Source organism: Streptomyces sp. CA-243310, from assembly GCF_050936775.1.
GTDB lineage: Bacteria > Actinomycetota > Actinomycetes > Streptomycetales > Streptomycetaceae > Streptomyces.
In genome coordinates this window covers 946,321-962,532 of record NZ_JBNJMF010000002.1, presented here as the reverse complement: position 1 = coordinate 962,532, position 16,212 = coordinate 946,321, and the positions used below count along the sequence as shown (strand labels likewise).

At 72.6% G+C, this 16,212-nt stretch carries 14 protein-coding genes and 1 pseudogene; 9 read left to right on the top strand and 6 right to left on the bottom strand.

Translation table 11 applies throughout. The annotated features are described in order from the left end of the window. The first annotated feature begins 195 nt into the window (after positions 1-195). Positions 196-1,422 carry a geranylgeranyl reductase family protein gene (locus ACQEVM_RS21830; RefSeq protein ID WP_433085300.1) on the top strand — a complete coding sequence of 409 codons (1,227 nt, stop codon included), beginning with the start codon at positions 196-198 and terminating at the stop codon, positions 1,420-1,422. Between the two features lie 562 nt (positions 1,423-1,984). On the opposite strand, the gene ACQEVM_RS21825 is transcribed toward ACQEVM_RS21830, so the two are convergent. Then, entirely contained in the window at positions 1,985-2,443 is a 459-nt protein-coding gene (locus ACQEVM_RS21825) for a nitroreductase/quinone reductase family protein (protein WP_433081572.1), read from the bottom strand. Between the two features lie 149 nt (positions 2,444-2,592). On the opposite strand from ACQEVM_RS21825, the gene ACQEVM_RS21820 reads away from it, so the two are divergent. Next, complete coding sequence (locus ACQEVM_RS21820; RefSeq protein ID WP_433081570.1) at positions 2,593-3,291, top strand: TetR/AcrR family transcriptional regulator; 699 nt, start codon at positions 2,593-2,595, stop codon at positions 3,289-3,291. 90 nt (positions 3,292-3,381) lie between these two features. Here ACQEVM_RS21820 and ACQEVM_RS21815 read toward each other — a convergent pair whose 3' ends face one another. Continuing rightward, entirely contained in the window at positions 3,382-4,605 is a 1,224-nt protein-coding gene (locus tag ACQEVM_RS21815; protein ID WP_433081568.1) for an MFS transporter, read from the bottom strand. A gap of 323 nt (positions 4,606-4,928) precedes the next feature. Here ACQEVM_RS21815 and ACQEVM_RS21810 point away from each other — a divergent pair, with 323 nt between their 5' ends. The 4 genes from ACQEVM_RS21810 (at position 4,929) to ACQEVM_RS21795 (ending at position 10,050) form a co-directional block, all read left to right on the top strand. Further along, the gene (locus ACQEVM_RS21810; RefSeq protein ID WP_433081566.1) at positions 4,929-6,539 is read left to right on the top strand and encodes an RICIN domain-containing protein; all 1,611 of its coding nucleotides are present in this window, start codon (positions 4,929-4,931) and stop codon (positions 6,537-6,539) included. Between the two features lie 206 nt (positions 6,540-6,745). Beyond that, entirely contained in the window at positions 6,746-7,717 is a 972-nt protein-coding gene (locus ACQEVM_RS21805) for a spherulation-specific family 4 protein (protein WP_433081564.1), read from the top strand. 129 nt (positions 7,718-7,846) lie between these two features. Beyond that, entirely contained in the window at positions 7,847-9,370 is a 1,524-nt protein-coding gene (locus tag ACQEVM_RS21800; protein ID WP_433081562.1) for a sensor histidine kinase, read from the top strand. Beyond that, complete coding sequence (locus ACQEVM_RS21795; RefSeq protein WP_433081560.1) at positions 9,367-10,050, top strand: response regulator; 684 nt, start codon at positions 9,367-9,369, stop codon at positions 10,048-10,050. The genes ACQEVM_RS21800 and ACQEVM_RS21795 overlap by 4 nt, the downstream gene beginning before the upstream one ends. A gap of 51 nt (positions 10,051-10,101) precedes the next feature. Here the strand turns inward: ACQEVM_RS21795 and ACQEVM_RS21790 are convergent. Together ACQEVM_RS21790 and ACQEVM_RS21785 are read right to left on the bottom strand one after the other, a co-directional pair. After that, a pseudogene (locus tag ACQEVM_RS21790) lies at positions 10,102-10,416 on the bottom strand (phosphatase PAP2 family protein); the annotation flags it as partial. A gap of 406 nt (positions 10,417-10,822) precedes the next feature. Next, positions 10,823-11,074 carry a DUF6332 family protein gene (locus ACQEVM_RS21785; RefSeq protein ID WP_433081558.1) on the bottom strand — a complete coding sequence of 84 codons (252 nt, stop codon included), beginning with the start codon at positions 11,072-11,074 and terminating at the stop codon, positions 10,823-10,825. 195 nt (positions 11,075-11,269) lie between these two features. On the opposite strand from ACQEVM_RS21785, the gene ACQEVM_RS21780 reads away from it, so the two are divergent. Together ACQEVM_RS21780 and ACQEVM_RS21775 are read left to right on the top strand one after the other, a co-directional pair. Continuing rightward, positions 11,270-11,992, top strand: coding sequence for an alpha-ketoglutarate-dependent dioxygenase AlkB family protein (locus ACQEVM_RS21780; RefSeq protein WP_433081556.1), 723 nt, complete (start codon positions 11,270-11,272; stop codon positions 11,990-11,992). A 40-nt stretch (positions 11,993-12,032) separates the two neighbouring features. After that, positions 12,033-13,304 (top strand): ROK family protein, encoded by a 1,272-nt coding sequence (locus tag ACQEVM_RS21775; protein ID WP_433081554.1) that lies wholly within the window; start codon positions 12,033-12,035, stop codon positions 13,302-13,304. Positions 13,305-13,441: 137 nt separating this feature from the next. On the opposite strand, the gene ACQEVM_RS21770 is transcribed toward ACQEVM_RS21775, so the two are convergent. Continuing rightward, positions 13,442-14,074, bottom strand: a complete 633-nt coding sequence (locus ACQEVM_RS21770) for an ATP-binding protein (RefSeq protein WP_433081552.1) — start codon at positions 14,072-14,074, stop codon at positions 13,442-13,444. Between the two features lie 231 nt (positions 14,075-14,305). Here ACQEVM_RS21770 and ACQEVM_RS21765 point away from each other — a divergent pair, with 231 nt between their 5' ends. Beyond that, on the top strand, positions 14,306-15,433 hold the full coding sequence (locus tag ACQEVM_RS21765) for a PLP-dependent cysteine synthase family protein (RefSeq protein ID WP_433081550.1): 1,128 nt from the start codon (positions 14,306-14,308) through the stop codon (positions 15,431-15,433). Between the two features lie 127 nt (positions 15,434-15,560). On the opposite strand, the gene ACQEVM_RS21760 is transcribed toward ACQEVM_RS21765, so the two are convergent. Then, on the bottom strand, positions 15,561-16,061 hold the full coding sequence (locus ACQEVM_RS21760; protein ID WP_433081548.1) for an SRPBCC family protein: 501 nt from the start codon (positions 16,059-16,061) through the stop codon (positions 15,561-15,563). Between the last annotated feature and the right edge of the window lie 151 nt (positions 16,062-16,212).

The window sequence follows — 16,212 nt, the reverse complement described above, 5'->3', positions numbered from 1 at the left end:
CCACCCGCATTCGCAGGGGTGTGCGTATGCCGGGTACGGCGAAAGACATTCCAGATCCTCGCACAGCGGGCCGAGGCGATCTCTCACCGTAGGATTTCCCCGGCATCCGAGCAACAGCGCGATCAGGAGCAGCAACACATCGTGAGCAGCGACGACGACGTACACGACGCAAGCGCAGAGCGGTCCGCCGCCGAGGTGACGGAGGAGGGGAACGCCGGGGGGACCGGCGAGGTGTGGGACGTGGTCGTGATCGGCGCCGGACCGGCCGGGGCTTCGGCCGCGCACGCGGCGGCGACCGCGGGGCGGCGCGTCCTGCTGCTGGAGAAGGCCGAACTGCCCCGGTACAAGACCTGCGGCGGTGGCATCATCGGGCCCTCGCGCGACGCCCTGCCGCCGGGGTTCGTGCTGCCCTTCCAGGACCGCGTCCACGCGGTCACGTTCTCCATGAACGGGCGACTGACCCGGACCCGGCGTTCCAGGGGGATGCTGTTCGGGCTCGTCAACCGCCCGGAGTTCGACGCGGCCCTGGTCGCGGAGGCGGAGAAGGCCGGCGCGACGATCCGTACGGGCACGGCCGTGACCCGCGTCGAGCAGCACGGCGCGGCGGTCCCCGACCGGCGCACCGTGGCCGTGGTGCTCGCGGACGGCGAGACGGTGCTGGCCCGCGCCGTGGTCGGGGCGGACGGCAGTGCCAGCCGCATCGGCGCGCACGTCGGGGTCGAGATGGAGCAGGTCGACCTCGGCCTGGAGGCGGAGATCCCCGTACCGCAGACGGTGGCCGCCGACTGGAAGGGGCGGGTGCTCATCGACTGGGGTCCGCTGCCGGGCAGTTACGGCTGGGTGTTCCCCAAGGGCGACGTCCTCACCGTCGGGGTCATCTCGGCCAAGGGCGAAGGGGCCGCCACCAAGCGGTACCTCGACGACTTCATCGCCCGGCTGGGCCTCGCGGGCTTCGAGCCGTCCATCTCCTCCGGACACCTGACCCGCTGCCGCAAGCCCGATTCGCCGCTGTCGCGGGGTCGGGTGCTGGTCGCGGGCGACGCGGCGGGACTGCTGGAGCCGTGGACCCGTGAGGGCATCTCGTTCGCCCTGCGTTCGGGTCGGCTCGCGGGGGAGTGGGCCGTCAAGATCTCCGAGGCGCAGGACGCGGTGGACGCACGGCGCCAGGCACTGAACTACGCCTTCGCCATCAAGGCCGGGCTGGGTGTGGAGATGGGCGTGGGCAGGCGCATGTTGACCCTGTTCGAGTCCAAGCCGGGTCTGCTGCACGCCGTGATCACGGGTCTGCGGCCGGCGTGGCTGGCCTTCGCCCGGATCACGCGCGGCTCGACGACCCTCGCCGAACTGGTGCGTCAGTACCCGCTGGCACGGCGGGCACTGCACGCGCTGGACAGCCGACAGGCCGGCAAGGGCGGTTCCTAGTTCCCGGTTCGCCGACGCGGGCGCGGTCGAGGGACCTGGCCGGGGCGGGGCGGGGCGGAACGGGGCAGGGCGGCGCGGGCTTGGGGTGACCGGGCCGGCCTTGCGCCCGGGGCGACCGGGTCGGGGCTTCGGCTGGGCTGACCGTCTGGCCGGCTTCGGGCCCGGTCCGACGGGTCCGGCCCGGTGCGATCGGGTCGACGACGGGGGCGGGCCGGTGAACGGGTCGCCCGGGTGTCCCGTGCCCGTCTGGCCGGCCGTCCGCCCGTCTGCCCGGCGGTCTGCCCGTTCGCCCGGCCGTCGGCGCGCCTGCCCGTCCGTCGTCGGCTCTCCGTGCGACTCCGGCTCGGGCCCTTGCGGGGCCCGAGATCGGGGCCCGGAGACCGGGACCGGACCGGGGCAGCGCGGGGCGCCGGGCCGAGCGCCCCAGGCGCGGTGGGCGCCCCAGGCGCGGTGGGCGCGGCGGGGCACGGTGGGTGTGCAGGTCGGCAGGGTGGGGCCGGCACGGTCCCGACCCCGTGTACTCCCGCTCTCCGCCGGCGCGGGATGTGCGGGAGTCGCGGCCTCACTTCGTGACGGTGATCCGGAAGACGGGGTGGTCGCCGGCCGCCGCCTGGAGCTCGGCGTCGGAGGACTTCGCGGTGACCCCCTGGAAGAATCGGTTGACCTCCCAGCCCCACTTCTCCAGGTAGGCGCGCAGGATCGCCGCCTGCTGCACCGGGTCCGTGATCTCGGTGACCGTGAAGGTGCGCACCTTGCGGCCCACGCGCAGCTCCCCACCACCCGCGACCCGCATGTTGCGCACCCACTGGGAGTGGCCGCGAGCCGACACGAGGTACTGGGCGCCCTCGTAGGCATGCGGGTTGACCGGGATCCGCTGCATCTTGCCGGAGGTGCGACCCCGGACGGACAGTTCGGCGGTACCGGCGAGGCTGACGCCGAGTCGGGCGAGCTTGCCGAAGAGGGCGTTGAAGCGGACGCCGAACGGGCCGGCCTGGACGTAATAGGGAGAGGGCGCGTTCATGATGGCCTCCGGGACCACTTGGGGGAGCACTGCTCTCGCTTGAGATCAGTGTGCACACACTCCCGGAACAAAGCAAGAGCACTGCTCTCTAAATGGATCGATGCTCTGATTCTTGGGCACTGCTCCGACTGCGTGGCACACTGATCCGCATGAGCACCGTGCGTGGGGCGAGGGAACGGGCCCGCATCGAGGTCACCGCCGCCATCAAGGACGAGGCGCGCCGCATGCTCGCGGCAGAGGGCGCCGCCAAGCTCTCGCTGCGCGCCGTCGCCCGCGAGCTGGGCATGGTCTCCTCGGCCCTGTACCGCTACTTCCCCAGCCGGGACGAGCTGCTCACCGCGCTGATCGTCGACGCGTACGACAGCGTCGGCGCGGCGGCGGAGCGGGCCGAGGCCGCTGCCCGTGCCGACGGCGCCCCGCCCCGGGTGCGCTGGCTCGCGATCTGCGAGGCCTTCCGGTCCTGGGCGCTCGCGCACCCGCACGAGTACGCGCTGATCTACGGTTCCCCCGTTCCCGGCTACAGCGCCCCCCTCGACACCGTCGGGCCCGCGTCCCGGGTGGGCAACACCCTCATCGGCGTGCTCCGTACCGCGTACGAGGGGCGGGGCCTCGCCCTGCCGCCGCTGCCCGACAGCCTGCGCCCGGAGGCCGTCCGGATGACCGCCGACTTCGCCGAAGGGCTGCCCCCGGAAGTCACCGCCGCCCTGGTCGTCGCCTGGGCGCAACTCGTCGGGATGGTCTCCTTCGAGTTGTTCGGCCAGTTCAACCGGCTGGTCGAGGACCGTGCCGGACTCTTCGCGCACGCCGCCGGACAGTCGGCGCAGGGGGTCGGACTCCCCGCGGTGTGACGTCCGCCGCGCGACACGGCTCGCGTCGACATCCCCGCCGCCTCGCCCCGCCCCGTCCGGCCGCCCCCGTCCGGCCCCCCGCCCGACCCGCTACGCGCCGCCCGTCGCCCCGCGGTCGGTGTGGGCGCGCGTCACGTACCGTCGGGAGGCCACGGTGACGGCGACGGAGACCGCGGCGATCAGCGTGATCGTGGTGCCCGGTGTGAGGTGTTGGGCGATGCCTCCGGTGATCGCGGCCCCGATGCCCTGCCAGGTCATCCGGCCGGCGGACTCGACTCCCTGGACCTGGCCGCGGACCGGGTCGGGCGTCAGTCGGAGGAGCTGCTCCTGTAGGGGGAGGGTCGCGGCGAATCCGATCCCCGCGACGAACACGGCGGCCGTCATGGCCGGTACGGGCGGGTGGAACGCGAACAGCAGGTAGGGGGCGGCGAGCAGCAGCCGCAGGGCGAACGCGTACCGCCGGCGCCGCTCGGCGGTGAGCAGGCGGCCGACGGCCAGGTCGCCGAGGAGCATGCCGGCCGAACCCGCGGCCAGGAGGGCGCCGGCCAGGTCCGGGGCGTAGGAGATGAACAGCGCCTCGCAGCCGACGATCAGGCCGTTGGGGACCCACAGGTTCAGCAGCAGCGCCCGCCGGCCGGGGTGGGAGAACAGCTCGACGTTCGTGGCCCAGGTCTGACGCGGTCCCGGTCGCCGGGTCGAACGGATCGAGTGTTCCCGGACGGTGGCCGCGACCACGACGAGGGCGATGCCGGTCAAGGCCGCGGCGACGAGGAACACGCCGTGCGGAGTCAGACGCCTCAGCAGCACGGCGCCGAGGGAGTAGCCGAGGATCGCCATGCCACCGGAGGTGATGTTCATGAGGGAACGCGCCGTCGCGTAGGCGGCGACCGGCACGATCTCGGTGAGCAGCCCCATCCTGGTACCGGTTCCGAGGGACTGGAAGAACCCCAGCGTCAACAGCAGCCCGAACCGGGCCGGCAAGGGGAGCCCGGGTGTCGCCTGGGCGGCGACACCCGCCAACGAGAGGCACTGGAGCGTGAGCAGGGTGCGGCGAGGGCGGTGTCCGTCGGCGACGGACATCAGGGTCAGCGCGCCGAGTACCGCCGCGAACGTCGCTCCGTACATGCTCACGGCCGTCAGGAACGGGGAGTGGGTCCGGTCGTGGACCAGAGTGCCGAGTGCGAATCCGGACAGGGTGCTCGCCGCGACCGTGAGGGTGAAGCCGGCGTACAGGCCGGCGAACTCGCGGTTGCGGAGCAGGAATCGGTAGCCGGCCGTGGCGGGCACCGTGGGGCGGGGGGTGTGGGGAGGCATGAAAAAAGCCTCCGAACGCCCGGGTTCGGGGCGCTGAAGGCCAACGTGATCATTTTAGCACCCCGCTTGGTCTCACTCCTCGGGCTCCCCCGGGGTGGGGGCGACGGCGCCCGGTTGGTGAACGCGTGTCGGGCCGTCCCTAGTCTGTGGCCGGTGAATCCATCCCCGAAGCGCAGACGCTTCTTCAGTCTTCAGTCTTCAGTTTTCTGGCGGGAGCGGCAGTGGTCGCCTCCTCGTTCGTTTCGATTCAGCCGGCGCAGGCCGATCCGGTCCGGAGCGCTGCGGCTGCGGCTGCGGCTGCGGGGGAGTTCTCCCTCACCCGTGTGGGTTCCGACAACTCGGGCCTCATCGCCTCGTTGGAGAACGACCGGGTCGTCCGAAAGGTCGACTCCACGGAGGTCCTCGGTGACCGGACGGGCAGGCCGGGGCTGTGCCACGGGCACGGCCTGAACGGCACCCTGTCGTACGACGGTTTCTGCTGGGACAACGACGACCTCACCAAGCCGAGCCTGCCCGGCGGGGGATGGACGCCCCAGGGCTTCGCCGGATCGCACGCCGCCTATCCCGACGGCTCGTACAAGGGCCGCCGGTCCCTCTACGCGGCGACCTGGTACCACGCCACGAGCTACGAGGATCCGGGCAAGGACCTCTACGGTCGGATCAGCCTGGTCGAGGCCACGAACAGCCAGGTCAGGTACGGCCACCTGGCACTGGTCGAGCCGGTCGAGGGCGGCTTCAAGAAGCTCCAGCACAAGATCCACGCCGACGGTGTCGCCTGGTACCGGAACTGGCTCCTCGTGGCCAACGGCACCGAGCTCCAGGTCTACGACCTGCGGCACGTCTGGCGCATGACGTCGACGGGCAGCGGCACGGGGGTGGTGTCGGGGCAGAGTTCGGCCTTCGGTCACACCTGGGCCCTGCCCCTCGTCGCGCGCTACGGCACCACCGGCGCCACCATCGGCAACCCCCGCGCGTGCGGACTCGCCACCGCCGGACAGCCGTTGTGTCTGAGCACGGTGAGCGTGGACCGCAGTGAGGCCGATGTCCCCTCCCTGCTCTCGGCCGAGAACAAGGAAGGCGCAGACGCCCGTGTCGTCCGCTGGCCGCTGACCTCGTTCGGCGAGGACTCCCTGCCCGACCAGGTCGCGTCCACCTCCGGTTTCAGAACGGCGGTCTGGGCCGTCCAGGGAATCGCCAGGGACGGCAAGTACTACTATTTCTCCGGTAGTTGTCCGAGGACTTGGCCCGGTTGGACGGAGCAGAAGAACAAGGACGGCTCCGTGTCCTGGGTCAACACCATGTACTCCTGCATCCACGCGTACAACACGGCCACCCAGGTGACACAGGTGCTTTCCCAGGCCCCGTTCCTGACCCAGGGCCTCTCGTTCGATCCGCAGGCCCGGCGGTTGTGGGGGATGAACGAGGCCTACAACGGCGCGCGGGTCGTCTTCTCCCTCGCCCCGTACGCCGGGAGCATGCAGGACGGCGGGTGGGGATGGCTCGCCAACCACAACCGGCCCGGGTTCGTCTGTGCCACCCCGCAGGGGAACGCGACGGCCAACGGAACCCCCGTGACCGTGTGGCCCTGCAACGGATCGGAAATGCAGCGCTGGGCCCACAAGGACGGTCTGCTGGTCCACAAGGAGAGCGGCAAGTGCCTGACACCGCAAGGCAACGCGGCCGGTGCCAATGGGACACTGCTCACCCTGTGGACGTGTGACCCCGACAGTGACATCCAGCGATTCACCAGCTCCGCCGGTGGCTTCGTCAACAACTGGGGCAAGGCGATCACGCCGAAGGGCAATTCCTTCGAAAGCGGCGTCTGGCTCACCCTCTGGACCAGGGACGTCCCGCCGCCGGACCCGGTGGGAGAGCAGATCAGCGAGGGCGACGTGCAGGAATGGACGGTGAGGGGTTTCCTCGACGCGCTCTGAGGACCGATCCGGCAGCCGGTCGTGCGGCGGGTGCAGAGGGGGCGCGGTGGTGGACGGCCGGATCCGAATCCGACGGTAATGCACATGATGAGGTGAGGGATCGTTTTTCTGTTCCTCATGTGAAAGCGGTTGGTTCGGCTTTCACGAACCGTCCGTCCGTCTAGTGTTCGTCGGGTCCCACCCCCCCTGCCACCGGAGGAACACCCATGGCCCGCGCACGTGCCGGCAAGGCCCTGCTCGCCGTCATGGCCACCCTTCTCCTCGCGGCCCCGGCGCCGGCCGTGACCGCCTCCGCGGACAGCGCCGGCCGCGCGCCGGCGGCCCGCAAACCCGCACCGGCCCCGACGCCCACCACGCCCCCCGTCCCCCGGCCGCCCGGGGTCCGGGGACTGGAGGTCGGCGTCCCCGCGTACGTGTGGGCCGACGACCCGATGCTGAACGACCTGACCGCCACCGGCCCGGCCGCCTCGCTGGTCGTCCTGAACCCCGGCAACGGCGACTCCCCCTTCGACGCCCCGTGGCGGGACCGGGCCGACGCCCTGCGCGGCGGCACCACCTCCACCGGCGAGCGGACCAAGGTGCTCGGCTACGTCCACACCGACCACGGCAACCGGGACATCGCCGCCGTCAAGGCCTCCGTGGACAACTACCTGAAGACCCCCGACGGTCGACTGCACGTGGACGGGATCTTCTTCGACGTCGTCAGCCGCGACTGCGGTCCGGGCAACGCCACCCGCGACCACTACGCCGAACTGCGCCGCTACGTCAGGGAGACGATGGACGCCGTCGACCCGGCCGCCCCCGACCTGGTCGTCAACAACCCGGGCACCGCCATCGCCGACTGCTACCTGGAGCCCGGCCGCCGCACCGCCGACGTCTTCGTCACGTACGAGGACACGTACGCCGCCTACACCTCCGGGGGTTGGCTCGGCGGAAACGTCTTCAACGAGACGACCGGCTACCGCGCCGGCGGCGAACTCGACCCGACCGGAACCTCGTTCTGGCACCTCGTTCACGACGTTCCCGACGCCTCCGCCATGCGCACCACACTGCGTACCGCCTTCGAGCGCGGCGCCGGTTACGCCTACGCCACCAACACGGTCATGCCCAACCCGTGGAACACCGGGCCGACGTGGAAGTACCGCAGTCAGACCACCTACGCGGCCACCGTCGGCTGAACCTCCGATCGGCGGGCCCCTCGGACGACGATGCCCACACCGACGCGCCATGGGACTTTCGGGGGTGCCGGTGGGTGGGCCCGCTTCCGTAGGGTCGCCGATGTGACACCAGTGACTCGCAGGACCCCGATGACCCGCAGGACCCCGATCCCCGCGTACGTGCCGTACGCCGGGGTGCACGCCGCGGTCGTGGCCGCCGCGGCGGCCGGCGTGACCAGTGGCTGGTGGGCGGTCCCGGAGGCGGTCTGCGCGTTCCTCGCGGGCGCACTGCCCGGGCGGGCAAGGCACATGGCGGCGGCGATGGTCGCCTGGGTGGCGGTCGCTGTCATGGTGGTGACCCTGGTGCCGGAGTGGTTCGTGTGGGCGATCCGGTTCGTGGGTCTGGTGCTCGCCGCCGTCGCTCCCTGGTGCGTGGGCCGGTTCGTGCGCCGGTACCGGGCCCTCGTGCGGGCCGGCTGGCAGCATGCCGCACGACTGGAGCGGGAGCGGGGTCTCGTCGCCAAGCAGGCGCGCCTACGCGAACGGACCCGTATCGCCCAGGACATGCACGATCTGCTCGGCCACGAGCTCAGCCTGATCGCCCTGTCGGCGGGGGCGCTGAAACTCTCACCCGGTGTCCCGGCGGAACAGCGGGCCGCCGCCCGGGACATCCGGGCCCGGGCCGGCGCTGCCGTCGAACGCCTCGGCGAGGTGATCGGTGTGCTCCGCGAGGACACGCAGGCCCCTCCGGAGGAGGCCGGTCCCGCCGACGTCGAGGCACTGGTCGCGCGCGCGGCCGACGCCGGGCTCGATGTCGAGTTGCGCGTGTGGGGCGAGATGCCCGCCGGGGTACCGCCGGTCATGGACCGGGCCGCGCGCCGCGTGGTGCAGGAGGCTCTCACGAACGTCGCCAAACACGCGCCCGACAGCCCGACGCGGGTATCGATGCGGCACACGCCCGAGTGGACCGAGGTCCGCGTCGTGAACGGCCCGGCGAGCGGGGTACGAGGTACCCCGGGCCAGGGAGAACCGGCTCCCGGCCGGGACCACCGATTCGGGCTGATCGGCCTCGACGAGAGGGTCCGGCTCGCCGGCGGCACCTTCGAGGCGGGTCCGGCCGGCGCCGGTTTCACCGTCCGTGCCGTACTCCCGCACCGCCCCGCTGCCAGGGCCGCCACTCCACGGAGGGCCGGCGCCTCCGGAACCTTGGCCGACTCGGGGGAGGCCGGACAGATCGAGGTGCGGGACGAAGAGTGGGACGACAGGCCCGTCGAATCGGTGTCTCCCGAGCATCGCAGGGCCCGCCGTCTCCTCGGGCGGGCAGCGGCTGCCGCCGTGCTGGTGCCGTTGCTCACCGCGACGGCGCTGATCGGCGGGGTACGGGTCTGGGACACCCACACGGCCCGCGGATCGACGCTCGATCCGCAGGACTACGCCCGCCTGCGCCCCGGGCAGCAGTTCCGCGCCGAGGTGGCTCCGTACCTCCCGGAACGGCAGACGGCCCGCCGCCCCGCCGACCCGGCGGACCGACCCCGACCACCAGACTCCACCTGCGAGTTCTACGTACAGACCGCCGACCCCTTCGACGACCGCTCGGGCGACCTCTACCGGCTCTGCTTCCGCGCCGGTCTCCTGGTCTCCGCCGACGCCTTCACTGGAAGGGAACTGCCGTGATCAGCATCCTGATCGCCGACGACGAACCCATGATCCGCGCGGGGGTTCGCGCCGTCCTCGCCACCGACCCGGACCTTCGCGTCGTCGCCGAGGCAGCCGACGGCCGGGAGGCCGTGGAACTGGCGCGACGACACAGGCCGCAGGTCGCGGTGCTCGACATCCGGATGCCGGGCACGGGCGGAATCGAGGCCGCGGCCGAGATCCGCAGGACCGTGCCCGACACCGGCGTGGTGATGCTGACGACCTTCGGCGAGGACGACTACATTCTGCGCGCCTTGGGCGAGGGAGCGGCAGGGTTCCTCGTCAAGTCCGGTGAACCGGAGGAACTGATCGCCGGGATCCGGGCCGTGGCCGACGGCGCCGCCTACCTGTCACCGAAAGTCACCGCCCGGGTCGTCGCCCACCTCGCGGCCGGGGACGCGGGGGCCCACGCCGGTCGACGGGCCGATGCCCGGACCCGGGTGGACGCCCTGACCCGGCGCGAACGCGACGTACTGGCCTTCCTCGGCGGCGGGCACTCCAACGGTCAGATCGCCCGGCGTCTGCGGCTGGCCGAGGGCACCGTGAAGGCCCATGTCAGCTCGATCCTCGCGCGCCTCGGCGTGGACAACCGGGCGGCGGCCGCCGTGGTCGCCCACGAGGCCGGCGTCACCCCCCGACCGGCGGCCCCACAGCGCTGACACCGCACGTGTGGACACCGGCAGCAGGAGCCACGCCGGCGCCACCGCCACGGTGACACCGAGCGCGACGCCCGCGAGGACATCGTGCGGGTAGTGCACCCCCAGCACCACCCGGAGCAACGCCGCCAAGGCCGCCACCGGCAGGGCCGCCGCCGCGATCCGGGGTCGCACAAGGGTCGTACCGGCGGCGAGGGCGGCGGCGAGGGTGGCGTGGTTGCTGGGGAACGACCAGTCGCCGACCTCGGGGCACGGCGCGAGCGCCACGGCTTCGGCGAGGGCCCGACAGGGACGTTCCTCGTCCAGGAGGAGTTTCAAGGCCTCACTGAGCGCATACGCCACCACGGTCGCGGCGGCCACCAGGACCATGCCGGCCAGACCGCGCGGATCGCGGCGGCGCATTGCGCCCCAGGCCACCCACGCCCACAACGCGGCCGACAGGAGAAGCGTCCCCTCGCTCGCCGCCTCCAGGACGGTGCCCGCCCGGGTCGGCCATGACGCCACGCCCCCGGTCAACGCCTCGTGGACCGACACCGACCAACCGTCGGTGACCCGGACCGGCTCATTCGTGGGCACTCCTGCGGCGGGCGCCAACCACACCACCAGCCCCGTTCCCGCCCCGACCGTCGCACCCGCCACCGACAGTCGTCGGCCCCATCCGTACCGCGTGTTCGTTTCCATGCCGCCGACGGTAGGAACGGTCGTGCCCCGCCGGCCCGGGCCGAATGGCGCCCCGCACCCCCGCCGTTCGTCGGGGTTGACCCGGACACTCCCTCTAGCGACCGTCGTCCTCCGGGCGGCGGGCGAAGCGCCACAGGAGATGCGTGACGCGGAGCACGAACACCACGGCTGCCAGGATTCCGCCCGCGACGGCCAGGATGCGGTGCGCGGCGCCGGACAGGTCGAAGACCGGCGCGGGTCCGAACACCGCCGCGAAGACCAGACCGGCCGCGAGGCCCGCGCTGACGAAGGCGTAGCCGATCTCGATGGTGATCGCGTCGCGATCGGCCTGTGTACGTCGCTCCATACGGGCAGTGTCCAGTGCCCTTCGGGACGTCACAAGGGCTTCTTCGAGACGCCGTTCGGCGCGGGCACCCGCTGACGCGTCCCGCCGAACAGTTCTGCCCGCTGCCCCGTCCCACCCCGCACGAATGGACGCGCCCGGCCGCCGTCGGGACACCGCATGGGGCGAGGGGGACGGTCCGCCGCGACAATGGGAGGCATGCATGGGGAACTCTTCCCGCGCGAGCGGACCGAGATCGCACCCGGCGCCGTGCACGTGCCCGACTGGCTCGGCCCCGACCGGCAGCGGGAACTGCTCGCGGACTGCCGGGAATGGGCGCGCCCGCCCGCCGGGCTGCGCACCGTGCACACCCCCGGCGGCGGCACGATGACCGCCCGGCAGGTGTGCCTGGGCCTGCACTGGTACCCGTACGGATATGCCCGCACCGCCGTCGACGGCGACGGGGCGCCGGTCAAACCGATGCCCGCCCGGCTCGCCGCACTGGGGCGCGCCGCCGTGGCAGCGGCGTACGGGGAGGCCGACGCGCTCGGGCACGGCGACGGTGAGCGGCCTGCGGGGCGGTGCGGTCCGTACCCCTCGTACGGTTGGCAGGGCGACGAGGTCTACGACATCGCGCTGATCAACTTCTACGACGGGGACTCCCGCATGGGCATGCACCGGGACGCCGACGAGCGGTCCGGGGCGCCCGTCGTCTCGCTCAGCCTCGGTGTCTCCTGCCTCTTCCGCTTCGGGAACACCGCCTCGCGCGGACGGCCGTACCGGGACGTCGAGCTGCGCAGCGGGGACCTGTTCGTCTTCGGCGGCCCGAGCCGACTGGCCCACCACGGCGTGCCGAAGGTCCTGCCCGGCACCGGGCCGGAAGCCCTCGGCCTGAGCGGTCGGCTGAACATCACACTGCGGGTCGGCGGCCTCGACCCGTGAGCGGCCTCGGGCGCCTCCCGATCATGCGAGGATCGCTGTCATGAACGGCAACGGGGCCCCGCCGCGGGTGGGGGATGCGTCCACGGTGTCCGCGGCGTCCGCAGCGTCCGCGAGGACCAGGCTGGAGCGGGGGCGCGGCGCACTCGGTCCGGCGCTGGAGCTGGTGCACACCGGCCGCGCCCCTACCCGCGCTGTTCTCACCGCCGAGCTGGGTGTCACCCGCGCCACCGCCGGGGCCGTCGCCGCCGAACTGGAAGCGCTCGGACTGATCCGCGTCGACTCCCGTCCCGGCGGTGCGGGCGGCGCGCAGGGCCGGCCCTCGCACCGGCTCTCCATCGAGGAGAACGGGCCCGTGGCGCTGGCCGCGCAGGTCCACCCCGACGGGTTCCGGGCCGCGCTGGTCGGCCTCGGTGGGCGGATCGTGGCCACCGCACCGGGCAAGGTCACCGTCTCCGCCGACCCCGCGCAGGTGCTTGGCGCCGTCGTCGAGGCGGGTGCCGCGCTGCTCGCCGAGTCCGGGTTGCGGTGCGTCGGCGCGGGCCTCGCGGTCCCCTCGGCGGTCGCGGAGCCGGAGGGTACCGCGCTGAACCCGCTGCACCTGGCCTGGCCGGCCGGCTCTCCCGTACGGGCCATCTTCGCCGAACGGGTGAAGGCCGCCGGGATCGACGGACCCGCGCTGACCGGGAACGACGTCAACCTCGCCGCGCTGGCCGAGCACCGCCACGGCGCCGGCCGCAGCGCGCAGCACCTGCTGTGCGTGGCCACCGGTCACCGCGGGGTGGGCGGGGCCCTGGTCCTGGACGGCCGCCTGCACAGCGGCAGTGCCGGGCTGGCCCTTGAGGTCGGCCACCTGACGGTCAACCCCGAGGGTCGGGCCTGTCACTGCGGAAGCCGGGGGTGCCTGGACGTCGAGGCGGACCCGCTGGCCTTCCTGACGGCGGCGGGCCGCACACCCGGACCCGAGGTGTCACTCCTCCAGCAGGCGCGTGACCTGCTGCGCGCCGAGTACGCAGAACCGGCCGTACGGGCGGCGGCCGAGGAGCTCATCGACCGGCTCGGCCTGGGCCTCGCGGGGCTGGTCAACATCCTGAACCCGGACCGGATCATCCTGGGCGGCCTGCACCGGGAGCTGCTGTCGGCGGACCCGGAGCGACTGCGCGCGGTGGTGGCGGACCGGAGCCTGTGGGGGCGCAGCGGCGGCGTACCGATCCTGCCGTGCACCCTGGACCACAACAGCCTGGTCGGCGCGGCGGAACTGGCGTGGCAGCCGGTGCTCGACGACCCGCTGGGGGCGCTGGGCGCGGCGGCCTGACGGGCCGGAGCAGCCGGACGACCGACGACCGGGACGACAGGCGACCGGGACGACCGACCACCGGGACGACCGACGACGCGGACGGCCGGCGCCCGCCGGTCGAACGGCGGCGCAAGGGCGCCCACCGTGCTCGGGAGCTAACCGGACTCGGCGCCGACGGCCACCGACGCCGGCGCCGCATCGGCCATGGCCGCCTTCGTCGACGCCGGCAGCGACGTCTTCATGGACGCCGGCAGCGAAGCCGACACCGGCACGCCCGTGATCACGGCCGCGGGCTCCACGGCCACCGACACGACCGGGGCCGGCTCCCGTACGGGCTTGGTGGGGATCCGGACCGTACGGGTCGGCGCGGTCACGGCGGGGGCCGCCCGCATCGAGAACCACACCACCTTGCCCGCGGCGCCGTCCGTCCGCTCCCGCGCCCCCCAGGCCTCGCTGACCGCCTCGACGAGCGCGAGCCCGCGTCCGCAGGTCTCCAGCTCCTCCAGGTCCCCGGCCGCCCGCAGGACGGGCAGGCGCGGATCACTGTCGGCCACGGAGACGGTGAGGCGTCCGAGACGCAGCTCGATCTCCACCGTGCAGACCTTGCTCGGCTGCGCGTGGCGGTGGACGTTGCCGAGCAGCTCCGTCACGCCGAGCGCAGCCCGGTCTATGAGCGGGTCGAGTTTCCAGTGGCGCAGTTGAGCGGAAACGATGCGGCGGACCTGGCCGATCCGCGAGGGCAGGGCCTGCAGTTCCACGACGCAGTGCCTGCGGGAATGACTGATCACGGCTGCGACTCCCCGACATGAGTGTTACGGGTGCTGCACCCTCGGTAATGCTCCACCAGGGTCACCCACACCACCCCGCTGTGCAACCGAACGAGCACGACGGACGCTCCGCGGCCCCGCCGGCGGGGCCCTTAAAGCGATTCGCATGGAGACCCAAAGCAAGTGTTTGCGCAGGTGAGGGAGGTACATTGCGAAGGAGGGGACCACGGAAGGCACGAAGGAGCACGGCGCATGAGCACCATACGCACGACGCCCACGACCGATGACGTCGACCGCAGCGACGCGGACTACCGCGCCTGGCTGAAAGAAGCCGTACGGAAGGTGCAGGCGGACGCCAACCGGTCCGCCGACACCCACCTGTTGCGCTTTCCGCTCCCCGAGGAGTGGGGCATAGACCTGTACCTCAAGGACGAGTCCACGCATCCGACGGGCTCGCTCAAGCACCGCCTCGCCCGGTCCCTGTTCCTGTACGCGCTGTGCAACGGTTGGATCCGCCCCGGCCGCCCGGTCATCGAGGCCTCGTCCGGTTCCACGGCCGTGTCGGAGGCGTACTTCGCCAAGCTGATCGGCGTCCCGTTCATCGCCGTGATGCCGCGCACGACCAGTCCCGAGAAGTGTCGGCTGATCGAGTTCCACGGCGGCGAGTGCCACTTCGTGGACAACTCGATGAAGATGTACGAGGAGTCCGCGGAACTGGCGGCGCGGACCGGCGGGCACTACATGGACCAGTTCACCTACGCCGAACGGGCGACGGACTGGCGCGGCAACAACAACATCGCGGAATCGATCTACCAGCAGCTGCGGCTGGAGCGGTACCCCGAGCCCACGTGGATCGTCGCCACCGCCGGCACCGGCGGCACCTCCGCGACCATCGCGCGCTACGTGCACTACATGCAGCACGACACCCGGATCTGTGTGCCCGACCCGGAGAACTCCTGCTTCTTCGACGGCTGGACCCGCCACGACCCGCACGCGAGCAGCGACTGCGGCTCCCGCATCGAGGGCATCGGCCGTCCCCGGATGGAGCCGAGCTTCGTCCCGGGGGCCATCGACCGGATGATGAAGGTGCCGGACGCGGCGAGCGTCGCGGGCTGCCGTGCCCTGGAACGGGCCATAGGGCGCAAGGCAGGCGGCTCGACCGGCACCGGCCTGTGGAGCGCCCTGAAGATCGTGTCGGAGATGGTGGCGGAAGGTCGGAAGGGCAGTGTCGTGACGCTGCTCTGCGACCCGGGTGACCGGTACCTGGACAAGTACTACTCGAACGCCTGGCTGGCCGAACAAGGCATGGACATCACCCCGTACGAGCAGACCCTCGACACGCTGCTCACGACCGGCGTCTGGCGGGAACCGACGGGCTGACACCGGGGCCGTGCCCGCCCCGGTGGCCCGTTCCCCTGAAGGGGGCCGACCGCGCGGGGCATCCCGGTCTCGGCGTCCCGGCCGGTCACGCCGGGGCGTTGCGATCCCGCGCGCGCGGCGTACCGTCTCAGCGACCCGCGCCGCGCCGGCCCGTGAGCCGTGCGTCGAGGGCGCGTACCGCCGACCGGAACGCGTGGTCGAGCCCGGGACGGGCCGCCTTCAGGGCCAGTCGGAACGCGGCGGGCCCGTCCGCCGCGAAGGTCCACCGGATCCGCGTCCCGGAGGACGCCTCCGGTCCCGCGGCCGACAGCAGCCACTCCTCCAACAGGGCACTGAGGCCCGGCGCGTTGGTCTCGTCCGCCCGGTACGCGTACCGTCGCTCCGGCTCCGCCGCCATGATCGTCTCGCGGAACCGGACCCCGCCCGTCAGCCTGACCTCTCGACCGGCCCCGCCCTCCGTCGGCCGGGCCAGGGTGACCGCCCGGAACCAGTCGGGCCAGCCGGTGACCTCCTCCGCGAGCGCCCGGTACACGGCCTCGGGCGTCGCCGCCGCCCGCGCCGTGAAGACCAGACGGACCGGGGCGACCTCGATGAAGTCCAGCCCCACCGGGCGAAGTCGACGAGCCATGGCGGTACCTCCTGAGTACGAAGAGGGAACACGTGTGCGCGCCACCCTAGCCGGCGCGCCGTCAGAAGTCCCCGGCGGGCGATATTTCACGCGAACGGAGGCCTGGGCAGCGAGTCCGCCGGGCGGGATCCTGGTCAGGGGCCCGATACCG